General features: G+C 68.6%; 19 protein-coding genes and 1 pseudogene. 3 read left to right on the top strand and 17 right to left on the bottom strand.

Annotated elements, in window-relative coordinates; all coding sequences use genetic code 11:
• Positions 1–246: 246 nt before the first annotated feature.
• The 15 genes and pseudogenes from LR394_RS40415 to LR394_RS40350 all read right to left on the bottom strand — a co-directional run bounded on the left by LR394_RS40415 (position 247) and on the right by LR394_RS40350 (position 11,971).
• Entirely contained in the window at positions 247–1,662 is a 1,416-nt protein-coding gene (locus LR394_RS40415) for a tyrosine-type recombinase/integrase (RefSeq protein WP_231450027.1), read from the bottom strand.
• The gene (locus tag LR394_RS43940; protein WP_407937217.1) at positions 1,659–1,820 is read right to left on the bottom strand and encodes a helix-turn-helix transcriptional regulator; all 162 of its coding nucleotides are present in this window, start codon (positions 1,818–1,820) and stop codon (positions 1,659–1,661) included. Before LR394_RS43940 ends, LR394_RS40415 begins: the two co-directional genes overlap by 4 nt.
• 132 nt (positions 1,821–1,952) lie before the next feature.
• On the bottom strand, positions 1,953–3,062 hold the full coding sequence (locus tag LR394_RS40410) for an AAA family ATPase (RefSeq protein WP_231450026.1): 1,110 nt from the start codon (positions 3,060–3,062) through the stop codon (positions 1,953–1,955).
• Positions 3,059–3,790, bottom strand: a complete 732-nt coding sequence (locus LR394_RS40405; RefSeq protein WP_231450025.1) for a DNA cytosine methyltransferase — start codon at positions 3,788–3,790, stop codon at positions 3,059–3,061. Before LR394_RS40405 ends, LR394_RS40410 begins: the two co-directional genes overlap by 4 nt.
• Entirely contained in the window at positions 3,787–5,250 is a 1,464-nt protein-coding gene (locus LR394_RS40400; protein WP_231450024.1) for a bifunctional DNA primase/polymerase, read from the bottom strand. Before LR394_RS40400 ends, LR394_RS40405 begins: the two co-directional genes overlap by 4 nt.
• A 6-nt stretch (positions 5,251–5,256) precedes the next feature.
• Positions 5,257–5,550 carry a DnaJ-like cysteine-rich domain-containing protein gene (locus tag LR394_RS40395; RefSeq protein WP_231450023.1) on the bottom strand — a complete coding sequence of 98 codons (294 nt, stop codon included), beginning with the start codon at positions 5,548–5,550 and terminating at the stop codon, positions 5,257–5,259.
• 208 nt (positions 5,551–5,758) lie between these two features.
• Entirely contained in the window at positions 5,759–8,083 is a 2,325-nt protein-coding gene (locus tag LR394_RS40390) for a hypothetical protein (RefSeq protein WP_231450022.1), read from the bottom strand.
• Positions 8,080–8,289, bottom strand: a complete 210-nt coding sequence (locus tag LR394_RS40385) for an excisionase family DNA-binding protein (RefSeq protein WP_231450021.1) — start codon at positions 8,287–8,289, stop codon at positions 8,080–8,082. Before LR394_RS40385 ends, LR394_RS40390 begins: the two co-directional genes overlap by 4 nt.
• A 581-nt stretch (positions 8,290–8,870) precedes the next feature.
• Positions 8,871–9,341, bottom strand: a pseudogene (locus LR394_RS43935) (ABC transporter permease); the annotation flags it as partial.
• 26 nt (positions 9,342–9,367) lie between these two features.
• A complete protein-coding gene (locus LR394_RS40375) occupies positions 9,368–9,964 on the bottom strand; it encodes a hypothetical protein (protein ID WP_231450019.1) in 597 nt (198 codons plus the stop codon).
• A gap of 139 nt (positions 9,965–10,103) precedes the next feature.
• Entirely contained in the window at positions 10,104–10,247 is a 144-nt protein-coding gene (locus LR394_RS40370; RefSeq protein WP_231450018.1) for a hypothetical protein, read from the bottom strand.
• A gap of 74 nt (positions 10,248–10,321) precedes the next feature.
• The gene (locus tag LR394_RS40365; protein WP_231450017.1) at positions 10,322–10,999 is read right to left on the bottom strand and encodes an NUDIX domain-containing protein; all 678 of its coding nucleotides are present in this window, start codon (positions 10,997–10,999) and stop codon (positions 10,322–10,324) included.
• Positions 10,996–11,466 (bottom strand): RRQRL motif-containing zinc-binding protein, encoded by a 471-nt coding sequence (locus tag LR394_RS40360; RefSeq protein WP_231450016.1) that lies wholly within the window; start codon positions 11,464–11,466, stop codon positions 10,996–10,998. Before LR394_RS40360 ends, LR394_RS40365 begins: the two co-directional genes overlap by 4 nt.
• A complete protein-coding gene (locus LR394_RS40355; RefSeq protein ID WP_231450015.1) occupies positions 11,466–11,747 on the bottom strand; it encodes a hypothetical protein in 282 nt (93 codons plus the stop codon). The genes LR394_RS40360 and LR394_RS40355 overlap by 1 nt, the downstream gene beginning before the upstream one ends.
• Positions 11,744–11,971 (bottom strand): DUF6284 family protein, encoded by a 228-nt coding sequence (locus LR394_RS40350; RefSeq protein ID WP_231450014.1) that lies wholly within the window; start codon positions 11,969–11,971, stop codon positions 11,744–11,746. Before LR394_RS40350 ends, LR394_RS40355 begins: the two co-directional genes overlap by 4 nt.
• A 112-nt stretch (positions 11,972–12,083) precedes the next feature.
• Here LR394_RS40350 and LR394_RS40345 point away from each other — a divergent pair, with 112 nt between their 5' ends.
• Together LR394_RS40345 and LR394_RS40340 are read left to right on the top strand one after the other, a co-directional pair.
• Positions 12,084–12,437 carry a GntR family transcriptional regulator gene (locus LR394_RS40345; RefSeq protein ID WP_231450013.1) on the top strand — a complete coding sequence of 118 codons (354 nt, stop codon included), beginning with the start codon at positions 12,084–12,086 and terminating at the stop codon, positions 12,435–12,437.
• Between the two features lie 259 nt (positions 12,438–12,696).
• Positions 12,697–13,842 carry a tetratricopeptide repeat protein gene (locus LR394_RS40340; protein WP_231450012.1) on the top strand — a complete coding sequence of 382 codons (1,146 nt, stop codon included), beginning with the start codon at positions 12,697–12,699 and terminating at the stop codon, positions 13,840–13,842.
• Positions 13,843–13,981: 139 nt separating this feature from the next.
• Here the strand turns inward: LR394_RS40340 and LR394_RS40335 are convergent, their stop codons facing one another.
• Positions 13,982–14,269 carry a hypothetical protein gene (locus LR394_RS40335; protein WP_231450011.1) on the bottom strand — a complete coding sequence of 96 codons (288 nt, stop codon included), beginning with the start codon at positions 14,267–14,269 and terminating at the stop codon, positions 13,982–13,984.
• Positions 14,270–14,394: 125 nt separating this feature from the next.
• On the opposite strand from LR394_RS40335, the gene LR394_RS40330 reads away from it, so the two are divergent.
• Positions 14,395–14,916 carry a hypothetical protein gene (locus LR394_RS40330; RefSeq protein ID WP_231450010.1) on the top strand — a complete coding sequence of 174 codons (522 nt, stop codon included), beginning with the start codon at positions 14,395–14,397 and terminating at the stop codon, positions 14,914–14,916.
• Here LR394_RS40330 and LR394_RS40325 read toward each other — a convergent pair.
• Positions 14,917–15,146, bottom strand: a 230-nt coding sequence (locus LR394_RS40325) for a hypothetical protein (RefSeq protein WP_231450009.1), incomplete at its 5' end; no start/stop codon positions are given.

The following is a 15,146-nucleotide window of genomic DNA, read 5'->3' as shown; positions in this document are numbered from 1 at the left end:
AGTGGTCAGAGGCATGAAAAGTGCCTCTGACCTTTTTCTTTTCCACTGCCAGGCTTCCCCACCATGTGCAGTTGAGTGCCAGCGGGTGCCACGAAATGCCACTGTCCCTGTCCCAGCTGTGTCCCAGATCTTGCCCCAGGCTTGCCCCTGGGATCGCCGCGCCCGTAGACATGGCGAGAGGGGCGCAGCAGCTCCGCTACGCCCCTCGCCCGACTCCGCCTAGCCCCTGATGGGCGGAACGCCCTGTTAGGCCGCCGAATCACCCTTCTCGCCCGCTTCAGTCGGCGCGTCCCCGCCTAGCGCCCGCTCGATCTTCGCGTTGGCCGATGCAGTGCCGTCGTCGATACACCCGGCGTAGATCTTCAGCAGCACATCGGGGCTGTGACCGGCGCGCCGGGCCACCTCGGGCACCGGCACCCCCGAGTTGAGCCAGAGCGTCACGCCACCGTGCCGAAGGTCGTAGGGGCGCTGCCCCATCGGCGTTGCGGCCAGCTTGGGCGGTAGCCCGTACCCGCGCGCCTCTTGCCAGATGACGTTGTACGCCTTCTGCGTGTAGCGGTTGCCCGTCGCCGTCCGGAACAACGGCGCCCCGGCCGCGATCTTGTACCGGGCGATGTGATCGCGCAGAACCCGGACACAGATCGGCGGGATCGGGACGGGCCGCGACTCCGACCGGGCGCGCCACTTCAGCCCGCGCGAGTCGTTTGCGCTGCCGTCGTCGGTCCAGCCGCTCCCGGCCTCGGGCTCCGACCGGGCAAAGATCACTTCGCCCCAGCCCTTCTCCGGGAGGTCGAGATCGGATTCGAGCAGGGCCAGTGCTTCCGCCGGTCGCGCCGAGGCGTAGAAGAGCAACGCGAAGAATGCCCGCAGCTTCATCCCCCGCTCGTGCCCGCAGTAGGTCACTCCGGTGAGACAGTGATCGAACCGCGCCGGCGACAGGACGACACGCCGGTCCACTTCCTCGGCAACCTTCTCGACCTTCCATTGCACGGTGGTCACCGGGTTCACGGTGAGGTGTCCCCGCTCTACCGCATATCCGAAGTAGTTGAACAGAACGGCGCGCTTTCTCCGCATTGTGGCCGCAGCAGCGGGTTTTCCGTCCAGTTTCGCCGCGCAGGCATCCAATGCCCCACGGACCAGATCGGGACGCTTGGCAACATCGTTCAGGAACTCCAGCGGCAACGAGTTCTCGCGCATCCACTCCAGCGCCGCCGCGATCTCGCCTGGCTGGTCTTCGTCGCGCCTCGGCGGATTGAATGCATAACTGATCAAAGCCTCGCGCAAGGTGTCGGGTGCGGGGTATGCCGGCGTCCCGTCGGGCACCAGCGTCGGCATCACCGTTGCCAGGGCTTGCGCGGTCCCTCTCCGCGTTTTCGCCGCCGCACCAGACCATTTCATCTTGGTGTACGCAAGGGCAATCGCGTAGGCCGTAACCACCTCCTCATCCTTTTTCGTCATCGACTCCGGCAGGCCGGTCTCCGTGTCGAACCCCTCGCCCTTACGCGCTGCCTGCATCAGATCGGAGCGGAAATTCTCGGCCAATCCACGGGTTTTGAAAGATCGGCGCTTGTAGCTGGTTTCCACTCGCCACCGGGCACCGTAGGGCTTCGCCCGATCCTTGCGGATCTCCAGCTGATAGATATCCACCCGGAAACTAATCACGCTGCCTCCTTGAGACTTTCAAGCCAGTTGTTCAAGGCCGTTCGCCGAATTCGTAGGTCCCGGTTCGGGAGCCGGATGCATTCCGGGCCAGTACCCAACTCACGCCACCGCTGCCAGGTGCGCCGCGGGATCTGAAGCTCAGCCAGCACGTCATCCACGGTCAGGAACTCGGGGGCCGACGTCCTGTCGCTCCGGTTCTTGGTTGCCACGGCACCTCCAGCCGTCGCGGGCGGGGTATTCAGGGACACCTCCCGCCGAGGTGTCCCTGTCTTGCGGTGCGTTTTCGCTGGTCAGAGGGTTTCGGGGACAGTAGGGACAGGTGGGACACCCCCGGTACGGGTGTCCCTGTCGGTGCCGGGCAGTGCCACCGCGCCGGGTGCCGGCGCTTCGTACCTGCCGTTGCTGACGGGCCAGATCTGCCCGGCGTCGCTCATCCGTTGCACGGTCTTGCGGACCAGGCTCGGATCGAGGTCGGTTCCCCGGGCGATCGCGGCCGGCCCGAGCGGCTTCCCGGCCTCACGCAGGTGTTGGAGGATCGCGGCGCGGGTGTCCCCGAGCTTGACCTCATCGGCGGGCCGGTCGCTTTGGAGCCAGTGGCCGGTGCTGGCGTCGTGGGTGAGGGCGATCTCGGCCTCTTCGACGTCGCGGCCGGTGATGGACAGGGTGCCGTCGGCCTGCCCGCGGGGGCGCTTCAGGATCAGGGTCGCGTCCGCGGCCCCGGCGATCCCGTTCGTCCCCGAGACCTCCTGCAAGAAGTCTTCGGAGCCTGCTTTACGCACGTGGTGGATCAGGACGACGGCGATGCCGTAGTGATCGGCGATCTTCTTGATCCGCCCGACCGCGGCGTAGTCGGCGTCGTAGGCCGATAGCGAAGGGGACGACGGGCCGCGGACTTTGGCGAACACGTCGATCCCGATCATCCGGGCGTCGGGGTGGCGGTCCAGCCAATCGGCGATCGCCACGTCCCCACCGGCGGGCATGGTCGGCCACTCGGTCGCCAAGTGCAGCCCGGACGGCGCCGGCCGGTCCCCGAGCAGTTGCCCCATCCGCGACTTCAGCCGGCGCGGGGTGTCCTCCAGTGCGAGGTACAGCACCGGCCCCTGTCGCACCGGGATCGCGCCCAGGGCTTGTCCGCCCGAGGCGACGGCCAGCGAGAGGGCCAGCAGCAGCCATGATTTGGCCACCTTGGGCGGTCCGGCCAGCAGGGACACGCCTTCGCAGAGCAGGCCGGGGACGGCCCATTTCGGGGGCGGGAACTCGGTTGCCATGATCTGATCGGCGGGCCACAGCTGGGGGCGCCAGCGGGGCGGCTGGTCGCGGTCGACGGCCTGAAGGTGGCGGCCGGTGGGGGCGTCGGTCTCGGCCGGTGCGGTGCTGCCGTAGGGCTCGTGCTCGTTCATGCTGCGCTCCTTTCGGTGCTCGCTGCGGTGAGGGCGTTCATCAGGTGGGCGCCGATGTATTCGGTGTAGGCCGGTGGGATCGCCTCGGCCAGTGAGCGCCGGTTGGCCGTCCAGTCGATGCCCATCGCCTCGCGCCACTCGGCGATGCTGCCTTTGCCCCCGCCGTCGCCGTAGACGGCCAGATACGGCCCGTCGTAGTACGTTCCGTGTCGCCACCCGCGGGTGCGTCCTCGGCTCCGCGGGATAGCCGGTTGTGGCACGGCGAACCCGTGCAGCTCGAAATACCTGGGGCGCCAGACCTTCAGCAGGTGCTCACCGGTCGGGCCGGTGAACATGTCCCCCACCAACTTCAGGTCCCGCCGGATCGGGGCACCGGCGGTGTTCTCGATCACCCACGGCCGGCCGGTGGCCTGCATCGCCGCTCGACCGGCCGGGATGAGCTGCGGGTGATCGCGCCGCCCGCGGTTCGTCCCCGTGGTCAAGGGGTTGGCCGCCTGGCACGGCCAACTCGCGGCGATCGCGTCGAACTCGTGCCCGTGAGCGGTGACGTAGGCGATCGCGTCGGCCCGGACGAACGTGAACGGGTAGTCCGGCTGATCGGCGATGTCCACGCCGGTCACGTCGAACCCGGCCCGGTGGTAGCCCACCGATGCCCCACCCACGCCGCAGCACAGGTCCAGCAGCCGTAGGCGTCGTCCCAGCGGCTGGACGGTCCCTGCGGGGCTCACGCCGCCGCTCCCGTGCTCTGCCCGGCCTGCGGCACGTACCGGGGCCGTTCGCTGCCCTTGCGCATCCCCGAGGCGATCGTGCGCACGGCCTCGGTCTCGCGCTGCCCCACGGCGATCGCGGCCGGCAGCAGCGCACCGGTCACGGTGGCCTCGTCCAGGGCACCCCCGGCGACCAGCTGCCCGAGCTGGACCGCGGCCCCGTACACGGCCCGGTTGCGCTGCCCGCCCCCCGCGGCGTGCACCGCCGCAACCGCCCCGTTGATCGCCGATTCGAGGTAAGCCCGCAACCGCTCGTCCCCACCCACGCCACCCGAGTTGCCGGCCCGGAGGCGGATCGGTGTGGGTTCCTGCGTCGGCAGCGGCGCAGGGGTCAACCCGGTGGCCAGCCACGCCGGCAGCGGTGCGGCCTCGGCGCTCTCGTCGTCGGCGACGTAGGCGCGCCCGGCCACGGTCGAGGGCGGGGCGACCACGTAGCCGCCGTGGGCGCGGGTGTCGATCAGCCATCCCAGATGCCCGGCCGTGCACCGCAGCTGCGGCGCTCCGTCCCCGGTGGGTGCGGTGAAGTACAGGTGTGTCCCCCCGCTGCCGGTGGTCACGGTGTAGGTGTCCAGGGGGGTTTCGTGCCCGTGGCGGGAGCACATGGCGGCGAAGACGTCGGCGCCGTCGGTGATGCCGGGCTCGTCCCAGTCGGCGGGCCGATGCGCGGCCCCGCCGGGCTTGGGCTGGTCCAGGTCGATGACCAGCAGCCCGGACGGGCCGGTAGCGATCCCGATCCCGAACGGTGCCGACGTCCACGCCGCGCGGATGCGGGCAGGGTCGGTGGTCGCCCGCTCTTCCCACGTCACGTGCCGTGCGGCCCGGCCGCAGCGCGGGTCGGTTCCGGTGCACCGGTCGGCGGAGTGGTCGGGGAACGCGGGGCGCTTGTCCCCCGGGCGCAGGGGGAAGACGTGCCAGCCTCGCGCGGCGTAGGCCAGCGCGGCCGGCACCAGCAGATCGCGGCGGGCGCTGCCGGAAGTGCCCCGCGGCGCGGGCGCCGGTTGCGGGGCCGGGTGGGTGTTCGTGGTGCGCGGTCGGTTCACGGTGACCTCCATCGGTTCAGGTAGGACGGGGGGCGGATCGGGGTGTGGCGTCGGTGCGGGGACGGGGAAGACCAGCGCGACGGCGCTACGCCCGTCGTGCGCGCCGGTTGCGGTGATCGAGGTCGGCGCGGTGGTGTCGGCCCAGACCTCGCCGCGGGCCTGCGGCCACTGGCGATGGGCGATCGTCCGGCCGGTGGCGGCGTAGTGGTTCTCGGCCGGGCGCTGGCCTCGTTCGGTCATGCGTGCGGCGGCCCGCAGGCGGGCGTCCCAGTCGGGGCCGGTGAACCACTGGCCGTTCAGGACGCCGCCTTCGCAGGCCACCAGCGGGCCGAATACCCAGGCCGGGGGCGTGTGCGGGCGGGCGGAACCGCGGGCGGCCACGGCCGATCACCCGCGGCGGCGGCGCGGGTCGAGGGGACGCGGGTCGCCGGTGATCTTCGTCCAGCGCCCGCCGGGGTCGGTGTTGAGCCGTTCCAGCAGCTTTCGGCCCGGCCGCACCGCCCGCCCGGTGCCGGCGCATTGGCTGCACTGCCGGAAACCGCCGCCGGTGATCCGGTTGTGTCGCACGCCGCGCCCGCCGCAGCGCCGGCAGGGTCGGAAGGGGAAGATCACGACGGCCAGCAGGTAGACGAGTGCGTAACCGATCGTGACCAGAACGGCGAAGGTGATGACCGTGTTCATGGGTGCCTCCGGGCCTCGGTGGGAGGTGCTGATCGGGGTTGTGGGCGTAGTTATCCGCACCGGTGGCGAGTTAGGTTTCTAACCCGCCACCCGCGGGTGTCGATATGGGCTCTGAACTGGGAAGAGTTACGAGTTAACCCGGTTAGATCGGTGCTGGTCAGAGGCTCGAATCGGCCTCTGGGGCGTGTTTTCGGGGCCGTGTGGCGGGTTAACCGGCCAGCAGGTGCGGGCCGGACTCGTCCCCGTTGTCGCCGTGCCGGTCGATGGTGTCGGGGTCAGGCCGGCGGGCGATGGCGTCACGGACGGTAGCGGGGTTGAGGGGGTAGCGGTTGCCGGTCGAGGGGACCTTGATCCCGTGGTCGGTGGCGAGGATCTTGCGTAGGCTCGTGCCGCTCATGCCCTGGTAGGGCCGGTGGCCGGGGAAAGCGCGCTGCAGGAGGGCGGGGACGTTGGCCACCTGGACCGGGTCGGCCCCGAGCACGGCGTCCAGGTCGGCCAGCAGATCCCGCACCGTCACGGTGATCTCGGCCGGGCGTGCCCGGCCGGTGCCGGGGACGGCCCGGCCGTGGTCGGCGATCAGCTTCAGGGACCGCTCGATGATCGGGGTGATCTGGTCGTTGTCCTTGTCGATGTTGATGAAGTAGACCTGGACGATCTCGGAGCGCTGACCCGAGAACCCCTTGACCACACAGGTTCCCCGGTCGGTCCCCGGGATCAGCTCGGTCGCGCGGTGCCCGCCCCGGTAGGCGCCCTGCCCGAGTAGCGCGTCGTTGGCCACGTGGTCGCCGACGGCGAAAGCGATCCCGTTGGAGCAGTTTCGGGTGACGTCCCGGGGGATCGAGTCCTTCGTGGGCGCCTGCGTGGACACGAACAGGAAGATCCCGCGCTTGCGGCCCAGCCGGACGATGTTGATCGCCAGTTGCTGCGCCTCCTTGCCGAACTCGGGGTGCTGGAACAGCACGTGCGCCTCTTCCAGCAGGCACGCCAGCGGGTGCAGCCCGACGTCCCGGCCGGCGTACTCCCGGGTGACCGAGGGGATCTGGTACTTGATCAGCAGCTCGCCGCGGCGCTGGACCTCTTCGTGCAGGTCACGCAGGTCCTGCAGGATCTCGGCCAGCTTCTCGTCCTCGGCGCCCATCACGTACCGGGAGCACCGCGGCGCGAACGCCTCGAAGTCGAAGTTGGCATCCGGCACCCAGATCCGAAGCTCTGCCGTCGGGTCGAGGGCGATCCCGGCGAACCCCACCCGCGCCGAGGACGACTTGCCCTGCCCGGGCATCCCACCCCCGATGGCGTTGCGCTCCATGATCGGCATCGTGATCGGCAGTCCCCGCAGGGTCTTGCCGAACGGGACGCCCTTGAACACGTCGCACGTGCCCTCGCTCAGCAGTGGGTACTCCCCGGCGCCCTCGGCCAGAGCGCCCTTGTCGGCCACCCACAGATCGAGGATGCCCTCTTCGCTGCCGGTGGTCGGCCAGACCTCCTTGGCCTGCCGGTACAGCGCGCCGGCCAGCTGCGTGCGCTTGGCCGCGATCTGCTCCGTCGTCACCCCCAGCGGCAGCCGCACCACCGCGTGTGTCCCCCGGCCGTCCCGCCGGGCGGGCGTGATGAACTGCAAGGGAGCCGCTTTCAGCGCGTCCTTGATCGCCGCGATCCGCAGCGCCAGCAGCGCCTGAGCGATCGAGTGCTCATCGATCGCCGCATCGAGATCGGCGTCCGAGGCCGTGGCCAGCCACGACGGCAGCGGCGCCCGCCGGCGTCCCTCGTTCCACAGCACCGCCAGCAGTACGAACGGGGTAGCGATCACCACCGGCGTCCACAGGAAGACCACCACGGTCGCGATCAGGTTGACCAGGGACAGGAACCCGTTCAGCGGCGCCAGCAGCGCCCCGGCGTCCTTACGGGCCAGAGCCAGCAGGACGCCCAGCCCCAGCAGGAAGAAGAACAGGGCGAACGTCCCCACGATCAGGCCCTTGGCAAGGATGAACGGCGCGGCGATCCAGTCCATGACCCGACGGTGCCGGTGGTTGCGGAACGCCTCGGCGCGCGTCTCCCACTCGCTCAGCAGCTCGGCGTTGCCGGACAGTTCGGCCTGACGCATCATCCGCTGATGACGGGACGTGGTGCCCGCCTCCCACACCCGCCGCGCAACGCTCACCGCGCCACCCGGCACGTACAGGGCGTGCCGTGCCACGGCCTTACCCACCGACCGGCTCTGCTCGCTCGTGATGACCGCGTGCACCACCTCGGCACGGCTACGGCCCGGCGAGATCACACGTCCCTCCAGCACCTCCCCGTCGCTGGTCGAGGCCGCTTTCGTGTCCGCGACGATGTCCGCCCGCTGGTCCGCCTCGCGGTCGGTGATGGTGACCGGGGCGGGCAGCAGCCGCACGGGCTCCATGTCCGCGCCCACCACCGGCCGCGTGTCCGCCCCGGTGTCCGGGTCGGTGTCCGGGGAGGGGGTGCCGTAGGCGGGCACCTCCTGCCGCCCGGTTGCCCGGGCGGCGTCGTGGTTGTCGTGTCCGGTGCTCATCGCGTGTCGTCTCCCTTCAGGATGTCCAGTTGCCGCTGACCGATCCGGACTCGCCCGCCCGCGCGGGTGACGGTGATGTCACCGGACTTGATCAGCCGCTGGAGTTCGCTTCGCTCCCAGCCGGTCACCCGAGCGGCTTCCGAGACGCTGTAACCGTTCTCGGTGTTCCCGCGCGTACCGGGGCCGGCGTTCTGGCCGGTGCTCATCGGTGCATCCCCTCTGTCCGTGAGTCGGGCCGTGCTTAGGCCGCGGCAGTGCTCGGTGCCTCGCCCGAGGCGCTCGGGTCGGTGGGCGTGGTCGAGGTGTTCAGGTGCCGGCGCACCGTCCGCTCGGTCACCCCGGCGCGCGTGGCGATCTGCGCCGCCGTCCACTCCGGGTGCTTGTCCCGCAGCTTCTGCACCCGGGCCGCTGTGTCGGTGCGCGGCTTACCCCCGCCCGCCCCGGTCGTGGTGGCTCGCACGACCGGGCGAGGCACGGTGGCTGCGGCAACAGGCTTCGGCGCGCTCTCCTCGGCCCCGTCGACCCCGTCGGTCTTGCCGGGCTCCGCCGGGTCGGTCGCGGGCTCCGGGGTGCGGGTGCGAGGGGCCGGGGTGGGCAGTTGCCCGCCCTCGGCGGCCAGAGCGCCAGCGATCTCGGTCACGGTCTCGGTCGGCCACTGCGGGTGCCGCTCGCGCATCGCGTTCTCGATCACGATCCGCTCGGTCCGTGCCTCGGCCTCATCCGGCGTGTCCCCGCCGTTGACCGCCTCGGCCGGCGCGGGCGCCTCGTGGGGGTCGGCGCTCTCGCTCACCAGGTGGTGCAGCGCGGCGCCCATCCCGAGCACGGCCACCGGCAGGCAGGCGACCACCGCCGTGATCCACCACGGCGCCTGAACGATGCCCGCGGCCTTCATCAGGTGGTAGGCGATCTGCCCGCCCGCCCCGAGGGCCAGCGATCCCAGCGCCGATGCCCGGGCGAAACGGGTTGCCCGCCGCGAGGTGCCGCCGGACAGCCACACGTTCAGCGCGTACGCGGCGTAGGTCTCCACCCCGATCGGCAGCGTGATCGCCGTGTTGATCACGAACCCCTCGGCGATCCCCGGCAGCGGCTTCACCTCACCGAACCCCGTCATCCCGCCCAGCTCGACCCAGCCGGACCAGATCGCCACGAACGCCGGCAGGGCCAGCAGCAGCACCGGCCACGCCCGCCGGCGCGGGCTCACCACCGCGCGGGAAGCCTGGCGGGCGTCGGTCTCGTCCCCCCGGTCAGGGGTGACGTCGGACGTCACGTTGACGTCGTGCATGATCAGTCACGCTCCCGGAAAGTGTTGATGGTGACATCGCTCTCGACCACACCGGCCACGAAACCGATCTGGTTGTTCTCACCGATGTTCTGGACGATGTGGTACGAGCCGCCGCCGGTGTTCCCCGAAAACTCCCGCCGGCTGCCACGGTTGCGGCCCGAGTCCCCCGAATCACCCGAGTCCGCCGCGTTCGCACCGCTGGAGCCGCCGCGACCCGACCCGCCCGCGCCAGCGGTGCCACGGATGATGCGCCCGGTGTTGATCCCGATCAGCGTGCCCAGGGTCTGCCCGTCCGTGACGACCTGATGCACCACCCGCGGCGAACCGTCGTCGCTCTGGTCGTGGTGGTCGTTGTTCCCGCTGAGACCGCCGGTCTCGGCTTCCCATTCGGCGACCAGCCGGGCCGCTCGGGCCTCACGGGTCTCGCCGCCGGTCTCGGCCTGCCACTCGGCGACCAGCCGGGCCGCACGGGCCTCACGGGTCTCCGGGGCGTCGGTCGGAACGGCGTCGTTGGTGGTGGCATTCGCGGTGCTCGTGGTGGCTCGGCCCGAGCGGGAGCCGGGGCAACGACGCCCCCCGTTGGCAGTGGAGCGGCACATAGGTATGTCCCTTCCGTGGATGACTGGCATGTACGCGATCAGGGCCTACCCTTGAGACGCCTGACGCTGTGAGAGTGGTGGGCACCGGCCGGTCAGGTGTGCGACCACCTGACCGGCCACTTGCCGCCCGTGGGTGGCGTTACTTGGCCTGCGAGGGGCCGTTGCTCGACCCGTGCGTGTTCTGGTTGTGCACACCGGACAGGTGCTGCGCCTCGGCGCCCGAGACGTTCGGGTTGCTCAGTCCGCACTCCGAGCAGTTCATCCCCATGACGTTCTCCTTCATGCGTTGTGAGAGTGGCTTTTTCGGTGCCTTGCGTGCCGTGGTGTGCGACCACCGTCGGCGCGGACGATTCAGGTTCAGATGGAGCTGTCGAGGTACTGCCGCAGCAGGTCACAGTGAGCGGCGAACACGCGCCCGCCGCGATCGGCCAGATCGGCGACCACCGCGTGGTAGGACTCGGCCCGGATCCAGGCCGCGCGGCGGGCGTCGTCGGCGCCCTTCACCTGCGGCAGCCGGCCGACGTGCAGGTGTGTGTGAGCCACGACGGTCACCGCCCATGCCTCATCCGAAGCCCGGGGGTCCGGCACCCACCGCGGTTCCGAGCACTCCCACCGGGCGAACAGCACGGCGAACGTGGTCTCTTCGGACAGCTCACGCGCCGCGGCCTGCTGCGGGCTCTCGCCCGTCTCGATCGACCCGCCAGGGACCGCCCAGCCGTGCCCGTCGCCGCGCTCGACCAGCAGCACCCACCGGACACCGTCGTCGGTCTGAGCCGTGACCAGCGCATCAGCCATCGGGTTCTCACCCCACAGCCCCAGCCCGTTACGTCCCCGGTCGATCCCTGTCGAGGCACCCGGCGTGACCGGACGGCCGGCGCGCACCTCGAACGGCAGCAGCGCCGCAGCCTGCCGCGCCGTCCAGTCGATCCGGGTCGGGTCGGTCTCCGCCTCGGCCCAGCCCTCGGCCACCCCCGCGGTGAACGTGGCCGGGTCGGTGTACTCCACCAGGGGACGCCTTCCGTCGTTGCAGGTCATGCCGCCACTCCAATCTCAGTTGCGTAAGAGGGGGTTTCGTCCGCCGGGCCGTAGTGGCAGTCCACGCATTCGCCCAGCCGGAACGGGATCACGTACCCGGCATCCACGCCGCAGGTCGGGCAGATCCGCCGCGCCCGGTTCGCCGCGGCCAGCGCCCGGAATTTCGCCGGCGTCATCGGCCTCTTGGCCTTCGCCGTGCTCACGTCGTACAGGTAGGCCACCCACCGGCCCCGAGGACGGGCCAGCGCCGCCACCGGCGGGCAACCGCCAGGCCGCAGACCCATCGCCGACAGCTGCCGCATCGTGGCCAGCCCCGTCGGCGCCAGCCCATAGCGGTAGACCAGCCACTCGCCCGTGCCGATCGGCGCCGCCTTGTGATCGAGAGTCACCCCGACCGGGCCACCGATCCCGGCCACCATCCGCGCCACCGACTCAGCAGCTTCCGCGCCGATCTCCCGGGCCGACATCAGCACTCGATCCCGGTGTCTTTGGCCAGCAGCAACCCATCCGGCCGACCGGTGTCGATGCCCTGCTGAATCCGCCCGTTGGAACAGTGCGACCGCACAACCCGATCCACCACCGGGGCGGGAGCCTCATCCCGAACGGCCAGCACCGCGGTTGCGGCCGGCGACACCGCCAGAACCGCCACGTAGGCGATCGCCACCCGACGCACCGCACGCTCCCACGGCGTCCGCTCCGCAGCCCTCTCCAAGGCCACCGCCTCGGGCGTCTTAACGACGGCGCTCACGCCGCATCACCCCAAGGCGTACTGGCCAGCAGCGAACGGGCAGCCATCGCCTGCACCCACTCGTCCACAGCCCGCGCCATCCGCCGGCGACTGAACGGCGATTCGTCCTCGATCAGAATCAGGTCGATCTCGGCATCGAGAACCCGCTGGTCCGCAGCGATCTCGGACCACTCCGCCTCGATCGCACGCAACTGCGTGCCTGTCGGCTCGTCTCCGAACTGCATCACTTCCTCCTTCTCCGTGGTGCAACGTGAACTAGCGTGCACTAGTACAACCTAGTACGCAAGACCCATGGGCTAGCTCGCTCTAGGTTGCGCTGACATGTAGACTTGGTGTATGAGCCTGGCTGCCGATGACCCTCGACCGCCTTATGTGCAGGTCGCCGACGCGCTGCGGCAGGATGTTGCTAGCGGCGCCCTAGCGGCCGGCCAGCGTGTGCCGTCTATCCGCGATCTGGCCAGCCGTTTCGGCGTTGCTCAGATGACGGTGCAGAACGCTCTGCGGCTACTCAGGGACGAGCATGTCATCGAAACCACACCCAATCGGGGCAGTTTCGTATGCAGAACCGAACCTGAAGCGACCACCGATGACCTCAGCGCCCTAGCCCAAGAAGTCCGTGCACTGAGGGAGGACTATCGGGATCTGACCCAACGACTTTCGGCCCTCGAAGAACGGGACCAGCTGCCATAGCTTGTGTCCGAATCATGGCGGAAAGACTGCCCTAACTAGATATCTCCACATCAGTGACACTTTCTGGACACGAGGGGGACACGGGGTGACTAGCAACTTGTCACTGGCGCTTGTCACCCGTCGGCGGTCAGGATGGATACCTCGCTCGCACCGCGAAAGAGAGGCACCTTAAGTGACTGACAGTCGCCCACATTGGGCACAGCGAATTAGTGTCGAGCGAAAAATTCGGGGATGGTCGCAGCCTGCTGCGATAAGTGCCATGCGCCTCCACTCCGAGCGAGAATTGCCGGACGATTCCAGCTTGCTGCGGCAATGGAAAAGGTGGGAAGCCGGCGAGACGATTCCTGGCGACTTCTATCAAGGTCTCATCGCAAGCACATTTGGCACCGTCACTCGCGCACTCTTCCCAGCACCCGGGCATAGAAACGGCGCTATCGAGGTGGCCGATGTTGCAGGCATGGAAACCCTCGAGATTGTCAGCCGCCTGCGACGCTCAGATATAGACAATGCGACATTAGACGCGCTGCGAATTACTGTCGATCGCCTTTGTTCCGAGTACGCCTACCTACCAGCCGATCAACTGCTCATTGAGGGCAGGAACTGGTTAAATCGCATTGCTTCGATGCAGTCTCAGCGCCTGACGCTCAGCCAGCACCGCGAAGTGCTAACCCTGGCAGGCTGGCTGGCCTTACTCGTTGGCTGCGTTGAATATGATCTCGGGGACCGGCGCGTATCCGAGGCTACTCGGAAGTCTGCGTTGTCGCTCGGTCAGGAATCCGACAACACCCATGTGTCGGGATGGGCCTATGAAATGCGCGCCTGGCAGGCACTCACCACCGGCGACTATCGAGGCGTCATCGCAGCAGCACGAGCCGGAGGTGAAATTGCCGCGGACCAAAGCGTCGCAGTCCAGCTTTTCGGCCAGGAAGCTAAGGCTTGGGCGCGTATCGGCGATCGCCGTCAAACTGAAGTTGCACTCGATAAGGGTCGCAAGCTACTAGAGGGCATGGAACATCCCGAGAATCTTGAGAATCATTTCGTGGTCGATCCGGCGAAGTTCGATTTCTATGCCATGGATTGCTATCGAATCCTCGGCGAGGATCCGATAGCCGAATCGCTGGCCCATGAAGTGATAAGAGCCGGAACGGATTTTGACGGCACGGAACGATCACCGATGCGGATCGCCGAAGCCCGGATAACGTTGGGCGTCGCCGCCGCGCGGCAGGGTGATCTGGATTCGGCCGTTGCCCACGGTCAGCACGCGCTCCTAGGGGAACGAAAGTCTTTGCCCTCACTCCTGATGGTCAGCAGGGACCTTGCGAGCGTCGTGAACGATCGGTACGCCTCAGAACCCGCGGGTCGCGACTACCTAGACAGCCTTAAGACGCTCGCGGGCAATGCGTGACCGTTGCCGCCGTAGGTGTCCCACCTGTCCCTACTGTCCCCGAAACGCTCTGACCAGCATAAACGCGCAACTTGGCTGGGACACCTTCGCGTGAGGTGTCCCAGCCGCGGTATGTCATGCCAGCTGGGGGTACGTGGCCTCATGCCTCCCGCTCACGCCGGCGGGCTGCCTCCTCCCGCATCTGTTCAGCCCGCGCAGCGTGACCTCCTTTCGGCGCAATTCCAGCCTCCCGCGCCTTCTTTCGGACATAGCCCTGCGACCAGCCGGAGAGCGTTGCCGCCTCGGTGACCCCACCCCCCTCACGCATGCGGATGTAGTCGAGAACGGCTGACAAGAGATTATTTTCGGCCTCAGCCAGGGCTTCAGCCTGCCCGTCGCGAAGACGCTTCAGGTCTCGAATCCCCTCCAGGGGATCTGTCTCACTCATGGGGCAAACATAGCGCAACAGTGAAGCGAAAACAATAAGCGCTTCACTGTTGCGCTTTCTCTCCCTAGCGTGGCATCGTATTCACATCAGGAAAGCGAATCGCCAAAGCGAAACGGGAGATCGAAGTGAAGATCACGAAGAGCCAGGCCAGCGCCGCGATCGTCACCGGCCTCAGCGTTTACGCCTTCGCCAACAGCTACATGCACGGCGTTCACTACGCCACGCAGCACGGCGCCGGCGCCTGGGCCTGGGGCACCGCCGCGATCCCCGAACTGCTGCTGATCTCAGCCCTGCTGCGGGACCAGCGTGACGCCCGCTTCTGGATCGGCGTCGTCGCCCCCGTCCTCTGGACGTTCTGGGTGAACGCCGCTGCGGCTCTCGACGGCGGCGTACAGGGCCTGCTGGTCGGCCTCATCGCTCCGGCAGCTGCAGTGCTCACCGCGTGGATGTCCGGCCACGGCTCGAAGCCGAAGAAGGCACCGGCACGGAAGGCACCGAAGAAGGTGGGCGTAGTCGAGGGTGGCATCGCTTGGGCGAAGCGACAGAAGACGCTGCCGGACGTGGCCAAAATCCAGGCAGCCCGGAACTGCTCCCTTGCATCGGCCCGCAAGATCTACCAGGGCACTCTTGCAGCTCAGACCGCTTGATCAGCCCAGCGCCAGCAGCTCCCCGCCGAAATGATGGGGAGCTTTCGTTTTGCCGCTCCCGGTCACAGTTGAACAGGACGGCAGGCTGAAACAGTCGGCGCTCTGTTTCAGCCGCTCTGTCCCACTCGTGTCCCTGGATAGGTTCAGATGAACGTTTCCGCAGGTCAGGGGCAGTTTGTACCGTGATTTCGTAATGAGCAGGTCATCGGTTCGAGTCCGATAGGTGGCTC

The organism is Kineosporia babensis, assembly GCF_021129305.1.
GTDB lineage: Bacteria > Actinomycetota > Actinomycetes > Actinomycetales > Kineosporiaceae > Kineosporia > Kineosporia babensis.
This window is presented reverse-complemented; position numbering and strand designations above follow the sequence as displayed.